This window comes from Zobellia uliginosa, assembly GCF_900156625.1.
GTDB classification, from domain to species: domain Bacteria; phylum Bacteroidota; class Bacteroidia; order Flavobacteriales; family Flavobacteriaceae; genus Zobellia; species Zobellia uliginosa.
Map to the genome: position 1 here is coordinate 541,483 of NZ_FTOB01000003.1, position 18,994 is coordinate 560,476.

An 18,994-nucleotide genomic window follows, 5' to 3' on the forward strand; every position below is an offset into this window, starting at 1 on the left:
TATAGGCCTCCTTACCTTTAGCATCAAGTCTAGGCCATAGGGGTTACGATACCATCACGATTTTTATTCAGTTTCATTTTTACCAAGACCTCGTGCAGGGTTTCGGCCGCCAGGCCATGTAATACCAACCTATAGGCTACACTGTACGTGGTAGCGGGCACCATGGGGTGTTTGTTGTTCACTAGGCCCAAATGCCCCGGGGTGTTAATGATTTGCGAAGTGTAAATGGCTATGGTCTCGTCCAATTGCAATGAATTGGATGCCCGTATAAAGTCGTTCGAGGTCAAAAACAATTGATAATAGGGGGTAAACAACTCTATGGCCGACCTAAGATCAAGAAAATTCGTCCATTTTCTCGGAAATTCGATATGGTCGAACTGATCTTCGGTAATCATGTCTAAGTTTATTTTTTCAGGAGGTTGTATTTTTGTGCCTTTCTGTTTCAACTGATTGTTCAATTGGATCACGAAATTGTACAGGTTCAAGTCGTGCTGTAAAAACAGGTCATCCTTGACATCTTCAAAGTCCTTTGGTTTTAAAGGATTTCCCACGATTTCTGCTTCGGGAGTGTTCGCCGCTATAAATTGTAAGATCTCGGTTCCAATATGAAAATGCCGAAAAACGAGCAAATTGGCATCTGGGCTAACGAAGTTTTTGAGTCCCCATGCCAAAATTCGGTGCAATACTTTAGAAGAATTGATAAGGTTGGGAAAGAAGAACTTAAAAATGTGGATAAAAAACATAGTTACTTTCGACCACAGGTGTATAATGGGCAATAGGTATCTGGCCGACTTTGAAGCGTTGTCCCGCATTAAGGCCAACTTCGTAGTTTGGTTTATAGGGATACTTTCATCTAAAAACAGAGCCAACCAGGGGTTGGGATCCCTTTCGTCATGCTTTGATATATCCAAGTTTTCGTCTATCATATCCTCAATTTAATAATTACCTAATTCGTTTAACTGCATGGTGTACAATTTACCTGTAATCTTTGCGGTCTTTACTATTCTCTCGGCTACCTCCATATGCATTTCCGGGTGGTTCAACGCTTCTTCCAAGTTGTGGAAATGGTTTTCATCGGCCACTCCGTGATAGGTGAAAAAAGAGACCTGATGCTCTTTCAAATTTAATTGATCCTTGATCATTTCGCCCCAATATCCCGCTAAACGCTTGCCAATACCCTCAATGATAAACATAGACCCCAGTAAATCGACCGGATTGGGTTTACTGGCCTGTTGAAACATAAAGGAGGTTAGGGCCACGGTACCGATATTCTTTTCCGCTTTCTGGATTGTTTCCAGGTCTTCGCCCAAGGCCACATAGTTTCGCTCCAACATTTGATAATCTTTATGCTCGGTGGCGGTGTGTTTTATAAAGGCCGACCGTAGGTCGAAAAGATGGATGTCGATATTTGATGCCGCCCTTGATATCCATTGGGAACCATCGATTACCTGCTGTCTGAGGTCGGTCAATAATAGTTTGTAATCTGACATGCTAAGGGTGCCTTCGTGTATTTTCTCGACTATGGGCACTTTAAGTAAGGCCGTCTCGAAATCTATCCATACTTGGGTGAGGTTCCGGATCAACCATTCGGAAGTCTCACTCTTGTTAATAACCAGTTCTGGGGATTCAATTTTTCGCAAGGGATACCGTTTGGTGTCGGTATTGTTGTCGCCAACTACGGTGAGTTGCATAAATGAGGTGATAAATCGGCCGCTTTCAGGCACCATGCACAGGATTTTGTTTCCCGGCACCAACTTTCCGGAGCGCATTAATTCGTCTAACATGATAAAAATGGAGGCAGAGCCTGTATTCCCCTTAGACGTAAGGTTGCTGAACCATTTCTTATCGGCAATTTCGCCCCCTCCCTTGAGCATGAGCTCTTTAATGGGAGCTTTGAACATTTCCGAAGAATAGTGGCAGCATAGCCAATCGATTTCCTTCCTGTTTATTCTTCCTTGGTCGATGAGTTCAAAGTAGTGGGCGACCCCGGTTTTTATTACTTTGTCCAACAACCTGGTGTCTTGTTTTAAGTTAATGGCACCAGCCTTTGAAGCTTCTTCGTAACTCGGGTAGTCCAACCATGTTTTTTCCGTTTCATTTTTGTTGTCCGTCTTCCCGGTATACATACACACGGGAAATTCGTTGGCATGTGATTTTAAGTCGATCCAATCTATTTTTAAGGAGAGGCCGTTTTCGTTTTTCTTGTTTTGAAGTACAAAGGCACCTGCACCGTCAGAAAGCATCCATCTTAAGAATTCGGCGTCAAAGGGCAGGTCATCTACACCCTGGGCTTCAAATCGAGGGGCCTTGAACAATCTACTGGCCAATTCACTTCCCACACAAACGGCATTCTTTTTTTCATCGCTTTTTATTTGTGCATAGGCATTTTTCAGGGCCATTATACCACTAGCGCATACACTTTGAAAATTGGCCACTTCACATCTGTTGAAATCCAATCCCGCATGTACCATACTGGCAAAACCGGGTATGGGGAGGTCGCCTTGGGTCGTTCCTGTGCACAACAATTCAACATCACTGCTTCTTAAACCGCTTTTTTGTATGGCATCGTTTATGGCGCTAACGGCCAATTGCGCATTGGAGTGGGTGCTTTCTTGGTTTTTATCGATTGCATAATGCCTGGTTTTGATTCCGTTTTGTTTCAGTACACGGCTTTTTGCACGGCTATCCTTACCGTTTATTCGGCCTAGGTAATCTTCTATTTCGTCATTGGAAATCGCCTTGTTGGGTAAAAAGGAACCTGTACTTGTTATATATACCTCACTCATATATTATTTGTTATGTCTTGAAAATATTTTATCTAAAAGGTGTAGGGCAAATCCGTAGTTTTGTCGGCCTCTGCTATGGTGTTCATTATGATGGGTGCCAAAAAGTTTCCAGCCTTTCCCTTTTCCGCTTCCAAAGCGATAGTTGCAATGTCCCGCAAAATTCAACAAGATGCTTATCAGGGGATAAATAAATATGGCGATTATCGAAAAAGGGATGAAAGGAGCAATGGTTACGGGGACCGTGCTTAGTAGAAGGGCCTCTACCCAATGAAAACTGAATACGGAATATACCGTCGGAATCCTAGATTTGTGGTGTACGAAATGTACGTGCCTCATCATGAATTTTTGATGCATTAACCGGTGTACCAAATAAAAATGAACCTCATTCCACAGGGAAAGGATTACGATTCCGATCAATATATTTGACCACGTATTGGGCAAGAGCTCAATTACTCCTTTCCGAATAAGAAAGACGATGGGGATGATGGAAAAACCAAAAATTACAATCGATTTTACGGAGTGCCTGATTTCAAAGGTGATTTGATCTTTTGAAACGGTTATGGGTTTGATCTTATTGAGGATGCCCCTGCCCTCCAACACCTTGCAAACGAATAAAAACAGCGAGCCTACGCCAAAGTACAAGGTTATAAAGTAGCCGAAGGTAAGGCCGTATAGTGCTGTATAACTATAATTTAAAATAATGTCTTCAATCAGAGACTCCAAGGGCAATGGTCTAATTTATATGTGAGACGAATGTCAACTCCTAAAATACAGTAAAGATTTATATCTAACAGAATTAATCTTGATAACGTATGTCTTTAGGTGTTTTATTGCCTTTGAAAAAGCATGTGTGCTTTCTTACTTGAAATTCATTGGCTTACAAAAAAGCGACTCACTAAGGAGTCACGGTTGAATATGGTGTACTTTATGCGAATTGGGTCAATTTGTCTAAAACATAAGAAAATTTTGGGTTAGGAGGGGGCTAGGGTAAAATAAGAAAAGGCCGCCCCAGGGCAGCCTTTTCCAAATCGGAGTGCAAACTTATGCATCACTTTACATTGTACCTCATCATCTACATGGTACTTCCATGGATCATTCCCGCATAAGTGGCTACCGATGTATCCTTCATAAACTTGTTCATAGAAGCTTCGGCGTCTGCCTCTGGCTTCCACCGTACGACCACTAAAACCTTTTTTTCTTGGTTATAGGCGCTTTCCCTACTGACAAAGCCGGGTTGATTGCTGGTGTACGTTTCTTGTATCTTGGCGTCTTCCTTCCAAAAATCATCGGGGTTGACCGTGTCTTTGTATTATAAACTTGTGATTTTCAGAATGTAGGAATCCCTTGGTTCTTCTTTTGGGTTCCAACTTGCCAAACTGAAACAAGTGATGATTATAATTAGATGTTTTATGGTGGATTAATTTGGGAAGTTAAACTTACCGTTAGTGTTCTTTCTGTCGGCTTCGGGGGTAATTGTTTCGATAACGTCCCAGTGTTCGGCTATTTTTCCGTTCTCTACCCGAAATAGATCGTAGTAAGAGGTATGTGCCCCTCCAAAATGACCTTCGCTGATGCTCAGAACGAAATTACCTTGCCCCAATATTTTGTGTATTACGGAGAATTCCATGGTAACTCCTTGTTCGGCCATGGCAGCCAAGGCGCTTCCTAGACCCGATAGGCCGTCTGCAATGCTCGGATTGTGCTGGATGTATTGGTCGCCTTCAAAATAATTTCCAATTTTATCCATATCCCCGTTTATCAAAATATCGGTAATGAAATTTCTTACCAAGGTCTTGTTCTCTTCGGTTTTGTCAAGATCGGTGATTTCGGTAGTGCCATCGATCATGGTATGGCCGCTTGGGTTGGGCTGTTCGGGTTTTACTTGTAGGTTGTCCCAGTGTTCCACGATCAAGCCGTTTTCGAACCTAAAAACATCGAAACCTATCTTTGGACCAAAAAAGTTGTAGTCTGTATGCGTAAATATATAGTCGCCATCTTCAAAGGCCCTTATTGTATTTACCTTAGCGGAATTTGGGGGCAAGGCCTGTAAAATTTCACCAAAACCGGCCAGACCGTCGGCCACCCCTAAATTGTGTTGTGTATATGATTCGGGATTGATGTAGGAGGCGGGTTCTTGTGCCCCTGTCTCTATCGATTTGAGTACTTCAATGACTTTTTCCTTGTTCGATACTTCCGGTGTTGCCGCATCATCATCCTGCCCGTTACAAGATGAAATCAAGGTCGAAATAAAAATTACTGTTAAGAATGTGCTTTTCATTTTTCTAAGTTTATAGGAATTAAATTCGGGGCAAAAATACGCTGGGTATCCATCCTGTTTGGGATAAAAAAATGCCTTTGAACTGTAAAAAAGGGAAAGTTGTGAATTGGCGATGCAAATGTACAAGGCTGTAATGCACATATTTCCTCTAATCGCTAAACATTAGTGGATTATAATGCGTAATGAAAAAGGGGGTGCCGATTTGTATACCTACAAACAGCCCCCCCCTTTTACGAACAATCAATGGGTTTACGCAATGCTGGCCGCTATGGAGCGGGATAATGGGGTAGTATGTCTGCCTAGTAAGAGCGATAGTTGATGACCGTCGTCAAAGAGGTCGCCTTTTTCTGTAGATACGTCAGAGCTGGCCAAGAATCCGGCAATAGGGGCGGGCATTCCCGCTTCTTGTAAGGCTTTGGCGTATTCGGCTTCCGGAAGGTTTACATAGGGAATGGCTTTTTGGGCCTGTCTCGAAACCTCGAGGGCATAATCGGTCATGGTAAACGCTTGGTCACCGGCCAATTCATAGGTTTTCCCTTCGTGGCCCTCGGTAGTCAATACAAGGGCGGCCGCCTCGGCATAGTCTTCGCGACTGGCGGAAGAAATTTTACCTTCGCCCGCGCTACCGTATATGGTACCCTTGGCGATAACGTCTTTTAGGGTGTCGGTGTAGTTTTCGGTATACCATCCGTTTCTTAAAAGGGTATGTGGAATTCCTGATTCGGCCAAGGCCTTTTCGGTGCCCAAGTGTTCGGGAACCAAGGAGGAACTAGATTTGTCTACATGTAAAAGACTGGTATAGGCCATGGCTTTTACCCCTGCGTTTTTGGCCGCGTTTATTACATTGGCGTGCTGGACCAAACGTTGCCCCAACTCACTTCCTGAAATCAACAAAAGCTTATCGACCCCCGCCAATGATTCCGTCATTTGCGCAAGGTTTCCATAGTCGAACGGACGTACTTCAACCCCTAGGTCCTTTCCTTTTTGTGGGGTTCTGGCCAATGCGACAATATTGGCTTCAGCGGTTCTTTCCTTTAGTTTTTCAATCACAAGTCTGCCTAATTTTCCGGTGGCACCGGTTACAGCTATTTTCATCTTCATTATATGTTTTAATCGATGTATAAAAATTTATAGGACAAATGTAGTTCGCTCCTTTGCGGGAAGGACTATATAAAAATGAAGTTATACTGTAGAAAACGGAAACTAGGTTAGGAGTGGAGTTGGCGGAAAACTTCAGGGGTGGTCTCGGTATTTTTTTTAAAATACTTATACATATTGGTAGGTTCGTCAAAACCGGAAGTATAGGCAATTTCGGTAACGGACATGGAGGTGTTGATCAACAAACGTTTGATTTGGGTCACAAGAATGTCATCTATGATCGCCTTGGCCGATTTCCCTACGATCGTCTTGCATATATTGTTGAGGGTTTTGGGGGTACAGCCCATTAAACTGGCATAGTCTAGGGTCTTTTTAGTGTCGAAGCAGCGTTTTTCTACCAACTGTTGAAAGGTGATAAAATCGCTTACATATTTATGCTGGGTAAAACTGACTCCTTGCTTTAGCTTGACGCGGAAGAGTTTAAAGATCAAGATATGGAGTAGGTTCCTGATAATACCACTTGAGAATTCGTCGTAATTCTCGTTGTATTCTACCTCTATTTCCTTAATGAGGTCATGGATGCCCTTAAAATCCGTATCGCTGGTGTTGATGTAGGGCGTGGTCAAAAACTCGTTGAAGAGTTCGTGTGAACGGGCAACTTCCTTTTGGCTCAACAGGCTGGCCAAAAAGTCTTCGGTAAAGATTAAAGCGTATCCCCTCGTGTCCGGATTTTTAAAGAACTTATGGATTTGGTCCTTCCTTATGGTAAAAATGGTTTTGGGACGGTAGTCATAGTCGGTAAAATCAATGGTGTGTTTCGATTCCCCTTGGGTAATGATCATAATTTGGTAAAATTCCACCTTATGGGGCAAAGTAATATCCTGCTCGATATCGCGTGAAAAAAGTTCTTCCAATTTAAGAAGCTCAAAGCCCGAATCGGGCCTGGTTTCATTGTTGAATTTTACATTCTGTATTTCGATCATCTCCAGTCTTTGTTTGGACGATTAAAAAGTCGGCAAAACTATGCTTTTTTAGCCGCATACATGGTGTGTAGGCGTTAATCTTCGGGGCCAATCCAAGCGAAGGGATTGTGGGCCACTTCCCATAAATATCCGTCAAGGTCTTTAAAATAGCCGTGAAAACCGCCCCAATCGGCCTTTTGCGGTGGCTTTACCAAAATGGCCCCGGCGTGTATGGCTTCGTTCAATACCGAAATCACCTCTTCTTCGCTAGAGACATTATGGGCGAGGGCCATACCTGAAAAACCGCTTCCTTCCGAAGAAATTCCCGCGTCTTTTGCCAAGTGTTCCTTCTCGGTGATCCCGAGCCAAGTTCCTTTCAAATCGAAAAAGGCCACGCCGGGAGGGGATTCGAGAAGGGGGAGGCCCATGCCTTCTTTGTAAAACCGGATCGAAGCTTTTAAATTTTTTACCCCTAAAGAAATCATACTTATTCTTGGCTTCATAGCATTGAGCGTTTATGTTGTACCAGACTAAATTTCGCTTGTTTTATTTAAACCACCAAATCGGGGTTGATATTGAGGAACTGTGGTTTGTAATTTGCGGGAACGGTGGTGTGCAGATAGAGCCCCTTACAGCCATTGAACCGAACAAAGGCTTTAAGTTCCTTCCCTAGGGCGGCCGAAAATGCGTCCCATTTCGTTAAGCTGGGTTCTAGGCTTAGTCGATGGATGTGCAAAATTCCCGTCTTTCGGTCGGCCTTACTGTCCATACGGGCCACAAGTTTTCCATCCCATAAGATAGGCAGGGTAAAATAACCGTGTTGGCGCTTGTGTTGCGGTACATAACACTCCAAAAGATAATCGAAACCAAAGAGTTCCTGTGTCCGTTTTCGCTGTATGAGCAGATTGTCAAAAGGCGATAAGATCTTGGCTTTTTTTCGCAAGGGCCGGTCCAATAGTTCAAGGGATTCGGGCAAAAGGTAATAGGGGGCTCCGGAAACTTTGATAGGCAATACTTCACCCTCGGCCAACATATGGTCAAGCGCCTTTGAGACTAGGGGTTTTACGTTTTTGAGCAGGTAGGTCATTTCTGAAAGCTTGCCCGGCCCATTGGCGCGCAAGTATTTTTTTACCAAAAACCTTGCGTATTCCGCGTCGGTCGGGGCCGTGGTGTTTACGGAATCGGGAAGCACCCTTTCGGTAAGGTCGTATACCTTATGGAAATTAATGCGCTTACAGATCATCAGGTCGCCCTGTATGAACAAATTTTCAAGGGCCTGTTTGGTGGGCGCGGTTTTCCATTCGCCCGGTTTACTTCCCTTTTTATCAAAATCCCTGGCCATTAAAGGGCCTTCGCTCTTTATGCGTTCCTTGACGGCATTCATAAGTTTTAGGTCCCGCTTAAACCAATGTTTCATTTGGCCCGTGGCAATAGCGTGTTTGCGTGGAAGGCTGAAGCGATAATCGGACATGGGCAAATACGAGGCGGCGTGTGACCAGTATTCAAAAATTTTCTTGTCGGCTATCAACTGGTCTATGTGGGAAGCTTTATAGTTCGGGTTTCGGTTATACAGGGTGTGGTGATGTGCCCGTTCGATTACGGAAATGGTATCGATTTGAATATATCCCAAATGTTCAATGGCGGAAAGGGTGGTAGCCTGGGCGGGACCTGTACGGGCGGCAGGGGGTAGACCTTGCGACAACAAGGCCAGTTTTTGGGCTTCACGGAGCGAAAGGTTTTTGGGTTTTGAACTCATAAGAAGAAATTAAGGAATTGCTGTGCAAAGGGAACAAAAGTAAGGACATCGGCCATCATTATAAGGTGAAAATATGCAAGTTGATATCGAACAAGGGGTGTAATGGTTCAAAATGTTAAAAACAATATAAAAAAGGGGGGAATTTATAAGAAAAAGTGCATTTTATCCGTTATTTAAGCAATTCATCCTATTTTTGTGCATCTCAACCTACCAAAAGAATAGCTTATCAATGCAGAGATATAAAATTTTGATCGCATCTGCGTTCGTCGTTTTCACCCTATCCGCACTTATTTCACGTGCATTCAACAGCGAATCTACCGAAGCCCCCAAAAAGGCGGTAACGGCCTCGACAATTGAAAAAGACCCTAAAATCGATAAGGAAGTCCTTCTTTACGCTTCCCGACAAAAGAAATTACAGGCTGCCCTGAATGCCTATTTCAAGAAGGCCATTGCCAATGGCGATGTCGTTGGGGCAGGGGTGAGCATCGTTAAGGGCGATTCCATTGTGATATCCGACGGTTTTGGAACAAAGAAAAGTACCGATAACAGTCCCGTAAACGGTGAGACGGTTTTTAGGTTGGGTTCCTTATCAAAAGGTTTTGCCGGCATGTTGGCCGCCAACATAAAGCACGAGGGAAAACTGAATTGGACGGATCGGGTAAGCGACTATCTTCCCGAATTTCAATTGGGCGATGGCTCCAATACCAAAAGCATCACCCTGGCCAATATTCTATCGCACACTTCGGGTACGCCCTATCACAGTTATACCAATTTAGTGGAAGCCGGTCTTCCCCTAAAGGATATAGCCAAGCGTTTTAAGGAGGTAATGCCCATTAGCAAGCCGGGAATCATGTACAGCTATCAAAACGCCATGTTCGCCCTTTGTGGGGAAATGATGAAGAAGGCCACCGGTAAAAAGATAAATACCCTTTTAGACGATCGTTTTTTCAAGCCCTTGGAAATGTGTACCACAACTACCGACTTCGAGACCCTGACCCATGAGGTCAATATTGCCATGCCGCACGTAAAAGCGCGAAACGGTTGGAGGGCGTCGCACTTGAGGGACAATTACTACAATGCGGTAGCTGCGGGGGGAGTCAGTTCCAATGCCCACGATATGGGAAGGTGGATGCGTTTTTTATTGGGGCACAACCCTGATATTATGGATAGTTCGGCCATAGGGGAAGCCTTTAATCCCTTTATCGAGATTTCAGGACATAGAAAATATTATCAGCGATGGCCAGGCCACACCCGTTCTTATTACGGCTTTGGGTGGAGGATCCACAAGTTCACCGAAGGGCAGGCCAATGTAGAAAAAACGATCTGGCACCATGGCGGAAGCGTCAATAACTACAGAAACGAGATTGCCGTATATCCGGAATCGGATTTGGGTATCTGTGTGCTCTTGAACAACAATTCGCCCATAGCCAAGACCGTAATTCCAGACCTGTACGAAATCGTAAAAAAGGTCTATAAAGAAGAAGAGGCCACCACCAGCAAAAGGATGTAGCCTCTAATTCCGTATGAGGAGGTAGAGAACCCCTTAGTTATTTTCTTCAAACAAGCATTTGGTTTTTGTCACTCGGCCTTACTCCTTTAGAAAGGAGGTCAGGGGTGCGATAAAGCGGTCAAAACTCTCAATATGGGGCAGGTGTCCGATATTCGCCAATTCTACCAACTCCGCATCGGGTATGCGCTCTTGGGTCTTTTTGCCCAGTTGGTTATAGAGTCCCATAGTCTTTCTCACCTTCTCCGTAACCAAAGGTTTTCCCAAGGCCGTGCGGTCTCGGGTACCGATGATCAAGAGGGTCTTGGCCTTGATGTTTTCAAACTCATAGACTACGGGCTGGGTAAAGATCATATCGTAGGTAAGGGCCGCGTTCCAAGCGATGCGTTCGTAATCGGAATTTAGCGTCCAACCCGCCAAAAGGTTCACCCATTGATCGTACTCGGGCTTCCATTGGTTGTCGTAATAGCTTTCGAGCTGGTATTTCCGTATGCCCTCATAGCTTTTCTTTAATTCGTTTTGGTACCACCATTCCACCGGTTGGTAGGGTACCTTAAGTTTCCAGTCCTCTAAACCGATAGGGTTCTCCAAAATCAGTTTTTCGGTAGTTTCCGGATACATCAGGGCGAAGCGGGCGGCGATCATTCCTCCCATGGAATGTCCTAAGACGGCCGTTTGGGAAATTCCCAAGGTATCCAAAAGGCTTTTGGTGTTTTGGGCCAATTGCTGAAAGGTATAGTGAAAATGGGCCGGTTTAGATGATTTTCCGAAGCCGATCTGATCGGGGGCAATGACCCTAAAGCCTTCCTTGGCCAAGGCCTCGATGGTAGTCTTCCAATAGGCACCGTTAAAATTTTTACCGTGGAGCAAAACAATGTTCTTGCCGTTGTAGTTCTCGGGCTTTACGTCCATATAGGCCATTTTCAGTTGTTGCTCCTGATTGTTGACGGTCAGGATCGACACGGGAAAGGGATACTCGTAATTGGATAGTTCTATATCGAGCCATTCGAGTTTTTCCGCTTGTGCACGGGCCACTTGAAAAGCGATCAGGGCAAGGAGGACGGGAATAATTTTTCTCATGATTTTGACTTTGTGTTTTTCGTTTTTATTAGGAGTTTACTGTTAGTCCGTAGCAACACAAGGGGCAACAAAGCCTTTGGGGACTATAGATTAGGGCCGGCCCCGCCCATACTGATCGGCATCCCCAAGGTAATTGCTAGGGAGACCCTGACCGATATAAGGTCGTTCTATGAGCCTTAGGTTATTACAGGCGGCAAAATTAAATCATCGGGATAGAGGGCGGCGATAATGTTTTGTTAATCGGAGGGACGATTGCGGTAATTTTTTGTTAAGATCAAATCGAAGGTGCGAAAGTGAAAGGTAGGGGCGTAACAAGTGTAACGGCCTACCACTAGGGTCCGTTTTCGTGTGACTTTGTGGGTAGGGAGGATTAACGTTGGTCGGTGGCCGAGGCTTCTTTCTTGGGTTTAAAGCGCATCATGGGCACCTCGTTCATCAACAGCTCTAGTTTACCGTCGGCATCGATTTGGTATCCGTTGATTTTCTTCATGGTGTTGAGAAAAAAGCCTTCCCCTTGGCCGCAGAACATCATGGTGGTAGGGCCGGGTTCGCCAAAGGAAATTTGCTTTCCGTCGAGGGTGAAATCGGCCGAATACCCATTGCAGCTATTGTCGCCTTCCACACGGGAGTTTTCTTGGTTAAAACGGATGACCGGCTTGCGATTGGGGTAGAGTCCGGAAAAGGCAATGCGCGGACCTGACAGGTATTCCAGTTCCCATGCGGAACTAAAGAGTGGGGTGTCCGCTGCTTTTTTGGTCGAGGAACAAGAGCCGAGTACTAAGGCAAGAAGCAAGAGACAGAGGGAAGTAGTGGTTTTCATAGTGATTTTTTTAAGGGTACGATCACCGCAAGCACTGGCTTGGGCGAAGTTTTTTAGGGCGAAAAATAACTTATTTTATGGAAAGCACAGGAAGGTAGGGCGCAAAGACTTTGTTAATTTTTCGCCCCCTTTCTAAGGAAGTCATGTTAAAAAATTTGCTGAAAACCTTACTGAAATCTGTAAGGAGGTTTGTTAAACTGCTGTAAATTAGCGGGGTAAATTAAAAGATGGGCGGGGATGTCCTCTCTAAGCCGAAGAGGGGCAATCCGGCAGAATGTGAAATCCATGGCCTGCCGAACAAAGTACGATATAATAGGCACAAGCATGATGCCTAGGCGGGTCGGGATAGGTATTTGGGAAATTCTTACTTTTATGGAATAAACAGGGTAGCGTCAATGGCTATATCTAGGTTTAGTTGTTGGCGGTCATAGAAAAAAGTACGATTCATGGAAATCACAAAAAACCAAAACAAGGCCGTTGACGACATCGTTGAGATGGTGGTCTCGGTAATCGGAAAGGGATCAAGGGAAATGGATGTTACGGAAGCTATTTCAAGCACGGCGAGACTGGCCGGCAGTTTTTTGTTCCGGTCCTTTGGTTTTAAGGTAGCGGATGCAAAGCCGGGTTCTGCCATGTTATCCGAAGAGGCCAATACCAAAGGTCCCCAGCTCGTTCAAATTACCCACGCCGTACTGCAAAATTTTGGGATACAGATCGACAATGACAAGATGTCGGGCAGCAACCGAAAGCGGGCCGAAAGCGATTTTGTAGATGCCATTGCCAAGGTTCAGGACCCGGCCTTGGTAATCATGAAAAAAAATGATTTAAGCTACGAACAAATGGCCCAATCGGCTGCCATTGCCACGGCCTTCATTATCCAACAAAGTGCGAACATCGCCCCTGAAGAGGGTTTTGGAACGGCCATTTACCATTATATTGAAGGCACAAAAACCTTTCCTCCCGAATTTTCCGACACATCGGAAAAACCGACCGACACCAAGGCTCCTGCAAAGGAAAAGACGGAGTCCAAAGGCGGTTCAAAATCTTGGTGGAAGTTTTGGTAATCGATTTTCCGTTCCAATAAGGCTATATCCGCAGTTCGGGGGAGAATCCAATAAGTTTTCAAAACTACTCGGTGATAGCAAAGTTAAATACGAATCAAGTTTAATGTAGACAGAACAATCGTTTGAAATAATCCCTTTCCCCACTCGACAAGTCCATCTCATTTTTCCTTATAAGGCAAAAAACCAACCGTGCAACCATTTTTCTGCTGGCACCTTATCAATTTTATTTACCTTGGCAAAAAACACTAATAAACCATACCGTACTTTATGAGACGCCTATTCTTATTGCTTGTCTTACTTTCTGTTGCAACCTCTTTTGGGCAAGCGCCACAAAAAGTAAACCTTACCGAATACATCAGGGAGATCCAAATATGGCACAAAGAAAACAACCAGATGTCCCTCGCTTTTTGGATTCCCACAGGCTATTGGAAAATCGCTACGGAGGGCAATGCCCAAATATCCGGTGAAACGGTAGACCAAATCGTTTCGGCCTTCGACGATTATGTCTTGGTATGTGGTCTCGATGTAGATATCCATACCAATGGCACGGCATCGTTCACCGACGAGGCCACTTTGTGCCAATCGATTTCCCTTATAGACGAACAAGGGGAGGTCTACCTGCCCCTAGTGGACGAAGAGGTAAGTCCCGAGGCTTCGGGCTTTTTGGAAGCCATGAAGCCCATGTTCCGCCAAATGCTAGGTCAGATGGGTGAGGGCATGCATTTTTTCTTCTTTAAGGTGCAGGACGAAAACGGGAAGACGGCCATAGACGAATACCAAGAGGGTAGCTTTACCATAAAACACTCCGATAGGGAGTTTAATTACACCTTGCCGTTGGTCGCCCTAATGCCGGGTAAAACATGCCCCGTGGACCATGCCGAAATGAAAGGAAACTGGAAGTACTGTCCTTTTCACGGTAACCTACTTAAATAATAACAGGCAGAAAAAGGCCTATGACCATATTAGTTGCCTAGGTGCAAATACAATAAGGGAGTTGTATTTCCGATTTTTAATTCTCCCTAAAATCGATGTTTGTCCCTTCTAACCTAGGTCAAAAAAGTATCTTTGTCCCTTTTATAAATATCATGAAGGTTTTTAGGCCTTTGATGTTACATATCTAAAAAATATGAAACTAAAGATCGACCGGTTTGTGCTATCCGTAATGGTGGTCATTGCCCTGGCCTACCTATTTCCCCAGTGGGGAATACCGGAAAGTAAGATTCCTATCGATAGCATAAGTGCGATAGGAATTTCGCTTATATTCTTTTTCTACGGACTCAAATTGAGTCCCTCTAAACTAAAGGACGGCCTTAAAAACTGGAGATTGCACCTTTTGGTACAGTCCTCCACCTTTTTAATTTTCCCCCTATTGGTCTTACTATTTTACCCCCTTATCCAGAACGAGGGGCAGGAAATTATCTGGTTGGCCTTTTTCTTCTTGGCCGCGCTTCCCTCTACCGTATCCTCATCGGTAGTTATGGTCTCCATAGCCAAGGGCAATATCCCGGCCGCCATTTTTAACGCCAGTATTTCGGGTATTATCGGGGTAATTCTCACTCCTTTATGGATGGGACTCTTTGTCAAGAACGCCCAAACGGAGTTTGACTTTGCCGAGATCTATCTACAACTTATCGTACAGATCATTTTACCAGTATTGCTCGGGGTGGGGCTTCAACGTTTTTGGGGAGCATATGCGCAGAAATACGGCAAGCAATTGACCCTCTTCGATAAATCGATCATTCTGCTTATCATTTACAAGAGTTTTGCAAGGTCTTTTGACGAGAACATTTTCAATGCTATTTCCTTTTTAGACCTGCTCCTACTTTTTGTAGCGGTTTTGGCTTTGTTCGGCTTCCTGTATGTCTTAACGGGCTTCTTGGCCAAGAAGTTGAAGTTCAATACCGAAGACCGGATTACCGCCCAGTTTTGCGGAACCAAAAAATCATTGGTACACGGTACCGTATTCGCTAAAATCATCTTTGGCAATGCCGCTACGATCGGCATTATTCTTTTGCCCCTTATGCTCTTCCACGCCTTGCAGTTATTGATCATAAGTGTGTTGGCCTCAAAAATGGGGGCTAAAAACCGGGCATAAATCTTATGAAGGATAAGAAGGGGGCTCTAGACCTCAGATTTGGGCGGTAGGCTTGTAAAATTACTTTCTGTAACCTAGGTAACTGTAGGGGTTTAACTTATCAAATACCTTGTTGCCATTAGTAATCGTAAATAATGGAAGTAATGGAACAAAATCAAGAAAATGAAGTAATCAGCATGCCAAGAATAGGCGATGCAGCCCCTAAATTTAAAGCGGTAACCACTCAGGGAGATATTAATTTTCCGGCGGACTATGAGGGAAGTTGGGTCATACTTTTTAGTCACCCTGCCGACTTTACCCCTGTTTGCACCTCGGAGTTTATGACCTTCGCCTCTATGGAGGAGAAGTTTGCCGAGGCCAACTGTAAGCTTGTGGGCCTTTCCATTGACGGTCTGTACAGCCATATTGCCTGGTTGCGCACCATCAAGGAAAAAATCGAATACAAGGGAATGAAAAACATTGAGGTCAACTTCCCCTTGATCGAGGACATCACCATGGAAGTGGCGAAAAAATACGGAATGATCCAGCCTAACGAAGATACTACCAAGGCGGTCAGGGCCGTGTTTTTTATCGACCCGAAGGGTATGATCAGAACCATCATCTACTATCCCTTGAGCTTGGGCAGAAACTTTGATGAATTGTACCGCGTGATTATCGCCTTGCAAGCCGCCGATGAATTCGATGTGGCCACCCCTGCCGATTGGCGTCCGGGAGATGATGTGATTGTCGGCCCTGCGGGTTCCTGTGGTACGGCAAAAGACCGAATGGAAGATGGTGATATCGATTGTAAGGATTGGTTTTTCTGTACCAAAAAACTCGATAAGGACACGGTATTGGACCGTGTGCTGAGAAAGAAATAAGAAAGGGTGATGGAGATATAGGGCGGATGCCGGTTTTTACGACTGGCATCCGCTTCTTTTTTTGAACAAGGGTGTTCCCAGCTGGTACGGGCGTCCTGCCTATACCAAGTATAAAAAGGGTAATACAAAAAAATGAAGCGAGCGCAGAGGGGAGGGATGTCCTCTAGTAAGCGAAGGGGAGGTATCGGGGGGCAATGTCAAATCACGTACTAGGGCCTCATTTATAGAAGTATTGTAACAATTGATTTTTTCCTTACTCTTTAGGGTGAGCGAAAAAACAAGACATGAAAACCCTATCGTTAATTGCCGTATTCCTATTGGTTTCCTGCGGCGGCCCGCAGAAAGAAAAAAACTTTGGAATAGGACAAAAATCAGTAAGCTTTGTAGACGAATCGCGGAACCGGCCCTTGCCAACGGAAATATGGTATCCGACCCTGGACACCTTGATCACACAGGAAGCGAAGGAAGGTAAAAAGAAGCTTTTTAAAAGCATGGAAACCATTCCGAACGCAACTCTTCCGAATAAAAAATTCCCCTTGCTACTGATCTCGCATGGTACGGGAGGGAATCGATTTTCGTTGACTTGGTTTATAGAAAGAATGGTAAAGGAAGGATATATAGTGGTTTCCCTGGATCACTATGGAAATTCCACTTTTAACAAGGTGCCCCGTGAATTCGTAAAATGGTGGGAAAGGGCCATTGACGTTCAATATGTTTTGACCCAAGTACTGAAAGACAATAACATCGGTGCTAAAATAGATACATCTAGAATTGGCGGTGTCGGATTTTCCTTGGGAGGCTATACCAATATAGCCTTGGCAGGCGGTTATGTTGATAGAAGTATAGGGGAAAATGATAATATGGAGGACAGGAAAGTGCCAGCTGAATTTCCCCATACGGACGAAATTATAGATTTTGAAAACGACAGTCTTATCGTTTCATCGTACAAGCGGTATAAAGACCGTGTAAAGGACGATAGGATCAAGGCATTTTTCGTTATGGCACCGGCAATAGGATTTGGATTCCATTCCAAGGGGCAAACGGAGAAAATAACCGCACCGATTTTTATTGTGGCAGGAAAAGGGGATGATGTAGCACCTGTCAAAACCAACGCGGAAAAGTACCATACACTTATCAAAACCAGTGAAATCTATCTTTTTGATGAGCATGTAGGGCACTACGTGTTTCTGAACGAAGCCACAGCTTTCGGAAAGGAAATAGCACCTGAAATAACGACCGATCATCCAAAGGTCGACAGAAAGGAAATTCACTTAAAAACATTGGAACTGGCATTGCATTTTTTTCAAGAAAAACTGAGGTGAAACGGGGCTCTTCCTTAGAGTGCAAATCCCCTTTTGAGGAGGGGGTGCCGGGCGGGGCTCGATGACGGGCCGACCCAATCAGGTAGAATGTTGAATCTAAGCTTCCTGTCCAATCGAAAAAAACACGAAGGGCAAGCCCGATAAAACGCGCTAAGGCGCAAACGAATAATTCTCGCGATAAGGGGGGTGGCTAGCCCATTTCTTTTAAGAAAACCCCTTTCCGTTCCCTCAAAAGCAGGGGCGGGCCTGCAATCTATGTATAGGGTATGATAGGGGGAAAGGGGATTATTTATATATTAGGGGGAGGTAAAGGAAATATCTGGGGAATAGGGTCTATAGGGCTGTTGTTCGAAATTTCCGAAAAACCAAAGGCAATATGAAAGCAGTTATTTACGAAGCGTATGGTCCCCCAAATGTCCTTACACTAAAGCAGGTAGAAAAACCGATACCGAAAGACGATGAGATTTTGGTGAAAATACACGCAGCCACGGTTACTTCAGGAGATGCACGGCTTCGAAGTTCCGATTTCCCCCCTTTGTTTTGGCTTCCTGCCCGATTGATATTCGGACTTTTTAAACCGAAAAAGAAAATTCTAGGCCATGAATTGGCCGGAGTCGTAGAAGAAATAGGAAAGGGAGTCACGCGATTTAATGTGGGGGACAGCGTATTCGGTACGACAACTATGCTGAGTACAGGCTCGTATGCCGAATATATATGCTTGCCGCAAAAATGGAAAAGTGGCGTTATTGCCTTAAAACCTAAAAACCTGAGTTACCAAGAGGCCGCGGCCTTACCGATCGGGGCTATGACGGCCATCTACCTTTTGGAGAAAGCCCAATTGAAAAAGGGGCAGAACGTATTGGTCTATGGGGCTTCCGGAAGCGTGGGAAGCTATGCCGTTCAAATCGCAAATCAAAAAGGTGCCATCGTAAAAGGAGTGTGTTCCACTTCCAATTTCGAAATGCTAAGATCATTGGGGGCGCAAAACTTGATCGATTATAAAAAAGAGGACTATTCCGCCGGCGATGAAAAATTCGATATCGTTTTTGATGCCGTTGGAAAGACCACCAAATCAAAGGCTAAAAAGGTACTAAACCCCGGGGGCACTTTCGTTTCGGTAAAAATGATGACCAAAGAAAAGGACGAAACCCTTGAGCTCATCAAAGAAATGGCGGAACAGGAAAAGCTAAAGGCTTTTATCGACCAACATTTTAAACTAGAAGAAATAGTAAAGGCCCACGAATATGTGGATAAGGGACGAAAAAGAGGGAATGTCGTTATTGAAACCCCTTAATAGACAGAAGCCTTTGCCCTTGCCGGTCAGGTTCGGTCGCAGAAAGATGGGCAACAGGGCTTAAGGCACCTA

At 44.6% G+C, this 18,994-nt stretch carries 17 protein-coding genes; 7 read left to right on the forward strand and 10 right to left on the reverse strand.

Going from position 1 to position 18,994, the window contains the following annotated elements; all coding sequences use genetic code 11:
• Window positions 1-29: 29 nt before the first annotated feature.
• From BW980_RS10795 to BW980_RS10830, 8 genes are all read right to left on the reverse strand, one after another.
• Window positions 30-926, reverse strand: a complete 897-nt coding sequence (locus BW980_RS10795; protein ID WP_076455220.1) for a DUF6999 family protein — start codon at window positions 924-926, stop codon at window positions 30-32.
• Between the two features lie 9 nt (window positions 927-935).
• Window positions 936-2,786, reverse strand: a complete 1,851-nt coding sequence (locus tag BW980_RS10800; RefSeq protein WP_076455221.1) for a StlD/DarB family beta-ketosynthase — start codon at window positions 2,784-2,786, stop codon at window positions 936-938.
• 3 nt (window positions 2,787-2,789) lie between these two features.
• Window positions 2,790-3,509: a sterol desaturase family protein gene (locus tag BW980_RS10805; protein ID WP_083690469.1), complete on the reverse strand. Its 720-nt coding sequence runs from the start codon at window positions 3,507-3,509 to the stop codon at window positions 2,790-2,792.
• Window positions 3,510-4,203: 694 nt separating this feature from the next.
• The gene (locus BW980_RS10810) at window positions 4,204-5,064 is read right to left on the reverse strand and encodes a nuclear transport factor 2 family protein (protein WP_083690470.1); all 861 of its coding nucleotides are present in this window, start codon (window positions 5,062-5,064) and stop codon (window positions 4,204-4,206) included.
• 249 nt (window positions 5,065-5,313) lie between these two features.
• Entirely contained in the window at window positions 5,314-6,159 is an 846-nt protein-coding gene (locus BW980_RS10815) for an SDR family oxidoreductase (protein WP_076455581.1), read from the reverse strand.
• Window positions 6,160-6,272: 113 nt separating this feature from the next.
• A complete protein-coding gene (locus BW980_RS10820) occupies window positions 6,273-7,145 on the reverse strand; it encodes an AraC family transcriptional regulator (protein WP_076455222.1) in 873 nt (290 codons plus the stop codon).
• Between the two features lie 74 nt (window positions 7,146-7,219).
• Window positions 7,220-7,627: a VOC family protein gene (locus BW980_RS10825; protein ID WP_076455223.1), complete on the reverse strand. Its 408-nt coding sequence runs from the start codon at window positions 7,625-7,627 to the stop codon at window positions 7,220-7,222.
• A 47-nt stretch (window positions 7,628-7,674) separates the two neighbouring features.
• Window positions 7,675-8,880, reverse strand: coding sequence for a winged helix-turn-helix domain-containing protein (locus BW980_RS10830; protein ID WP_076455224.1), 1,206 nt, complete (start codon window positions 8,878-8,880; stop codon window positions 7,675-7,677).
• Window positions 8,881-9,109: 229 nt separating this feature from the next.
• On the opposite strand from BW980_RS10830, the gene BW980_RS10835 reads away from it, so the two are divergent.
• Entirely contained in the window at window positions 9,110-10,390 is a 1,281-nt protein-coding gene (locus BW980_RS10835) for a serine hydrolase domain-containing protein (RefSeq protein WP_076455225.1), read from the forward strand.
• 78 nt (window positions 10,391-10,468) lie between these two features.
• Here BW980_RS10835 and BW980_RS10840 read toward each other — a convergent pair whose 3' ends face one another.
• Window positions 10,469-11,467 (reverse strand): alpha/beta fold hydrolase, encoded by a 999-nt coding sequence (locus BW980_RS10840; protein ID WP_076455226.1) that lies wholly within the window; start codon window positions 11,465-11,467, stop codon window positions 10,469-10,471.
• 370 nt (window positions 11,468-11,837) lie between these two features.
• Complete coding sequence (locus BW980_RS10845; protein ID WP_076455227.1) at window positions 11,838-12,287, reverse strand: META domain-containing protein; 450 nt, start codon at window positions 12,285-12,287, stop codon at window positions 11,838-11,840.
• Window positions 12,288-12,733: 446 nt separating this feature from the next.
• Here BW980_RS10845 and BW980_RS10850 point away from each other — a divergent pair, with 446 nt between their 5' ends.
• The 6 genes from BW980_RS10850 (at window position 12,734) to BW980_RS10875 (ending at window position 18,922) form a co-directional block, all read left to right on the forward strand.
• Window positions 12,734-13,351, forward strand: a complete 618-nt coding sequence (locus tag BW980_RS10850; protein ID WP_076455228.1) for a hypothetical protein — start codon at window positions 12,734-12,736, stop codon at window positions 13,349-13,351.
• Between the two features lie 267 nt (window positions 13,352-13,618).
• On the forward strand, window positions 13,619-14,284 hold the full coding sequence (locus BW980_RS10855; protein ID WP_076455229.1) for a hypothetical protein: 666 nt from the start codon (window positions 13,619-13,621) through the stop codon (window positions 14,282-14,284).
• A gap of 193 nt (window positions 14,285-14,477) precedes the next feature.
• The gene (locus tag BW980_RS10860; RefSeq protein WP_076455230.1) at window positions 14,478-15,446 is read left to right on the forward strand and encodes a bile acid:sodium symporter family protein; all 969 of its coding nucleotides are present in this window, start codon (window positions 14,478-14,480) and stop codon (window positions 15,444-15,446) included.
• Between the two features lie 143 nt (window positions 15,447-15,589).
• A complete protein-coding gene (locus BW980_RS10865) occupies window positions 15,590-16,306 on the forward strand; it encodes a peroxiredoxin (protein ID WP_083690471.1) in 717 nt (238 codons plus the stop codon).
• A gap of 284 nt (window positions 16,307-16,590) precedes the next feature.
• On the forward strand, window positions 16,591-17,628 hold the full coding sequence (locus BW980_RS10870) for an alpha/beta hydrolase family protein (protein ID WP_076455232.1): 1,038 nt from the start codon (window positions 16,591-16,593) through the stop codon (window positions 17,626-17,628).
• Window positions 17,629-18,004: 376 nt separating this feature from the next.
• Window positions 18,005-18,922, forward strand: a complete 918-nt coding sequence (locus BW980_RS10875) for an NAD(P)-dependent alcohol dehydrogenase (protein ID WP_076455233.1) — start codon at window positions 18,005-18,007, stop codon at window positions 18,920-18,922.
• The last annotated feature ends 72 nt before the right edge of the window (window positions 18,923-18,994 follow it).

What these genes read in the sequence shown, in the direction of transcription:
- BW980_RS10795 (WP_076455220.1), bottom strand. Translation starts at nt 926, where the DNA reads ATGATAGACGAAAACTTGGATATATCAAAGCATGACGAAAGGGATCCC.
- BW980_RS10820 (WP_076455222.1), bottom strand. Translation starts at nt 7,145, where the DNA reads ATGATCGAAATACAGAATGTAAAATTCAACAATGAAACCAGGCCCGAT.
- BW980_RS10800 (WP_076455221.1), bottom strand. Translation starts at nt 2,786, where the DNA reads ATGAGTGAGGTATATATAACAAGTACAGGTTCCTTTTTACCCAACAAG.
- BW980_RS10855 (WP_076455229.1), top strand. Translation starts at nt 13,619, where the DNA reads ATGAGACGCCTATTCTTATTGCTTGTCTTACTTTCTGTTGCAACCTCT.
- BW980_RS10875 (WP_076455233.1), top strand. Translation starts at nt 18,005, where the DNA reads ATGAAAGCAGTTATTTACGAAGCGTATGGTCCCCCAAATGTCCTTACA.
- BW980_RS10865 (WP_083690471.1), top strand. Translation starts at nt 15,590, where the DNA reads ATGGAACAAAATCAAGAAAATGAAGTAATCAGCATGCCAAGAATAGGC.
- BW980_RS10825 (WP_076455223.1), bottom strand. Translation starts at nt 7,627, where the DNA reads ATGAAGCCAAGAATAAGTATGATTTCTTTAGGGGTAAAAAATTTAAAA.
- BW980_RS10815 (WP_076455581.1), bottom strand. Translation starts at nt 6,159, where the DNA reads ATGAAAATAGCTGTAACCGGTGCCACCGGAAAATTAGGCAGACTTGTG.
- BW980_RS10845 (WP_076455227.1), bottom strand. Translation starts at nt 12,287, where the DNA reads ATGAAAACCACTACTTCCCTCTGTCTCTTGCTTCTTGCCTTAGTACTC.
- BW980_RS10835 (WP_076455225.1), top strand. Translation starts at nt 9,110, where the DNA reads ATGCAGAGATATAAAATTTTGATCGCATCTGCGTTCGTCGTTTTCACC.
- BW980_RS10840 (WP_076455226.1), bottom strand. Translation starts at nt 11,467, where the DNA reads ATGAGAAAAATTATTCCCGTCCTCCTTGCCCTGATCGCTTTTCAAGTG.
- BW980_RS10870 (WP_076455232.1), top strand. Translation starts at nt 16,591, where the DNA reads ATGAAAACCCTATCGTTAATTGCCGTATTCCTATTGGTTTCCTGCGGC.
- BW980_RS10850 (WP_076455228.1), top strand. Translation starts at nt 12,734, where the DNA reads ATGGAAATCACAAAAAACCAAAACAAGGCCGTTGACGACATCGTTGAG.
- BW980_RS10860 (WP_076455230.1), top strand. Translation starts at nt 14,478, where the DNA reads ATGAAACTAAAGATCGACCGGTTTGTGCTATCCGTAATGGTGGTCATT.
- BW980_RS10810 (WP_083690470.1), bottom strand. Translation starts at nt 5,064, where the DNA reads ATGAAAAGCACATTCTTAACAGTAATTTTTATTTCGACCTTGATTTCA.
- BW980_RS10830 (WP_076455224.1), bottom strand. Translation starts at nt 8,880, where the DNA reads ATGAGTTCAAAACCCAAAAACCTTTCGCTCCGTGAAGCCCAAAAACTG.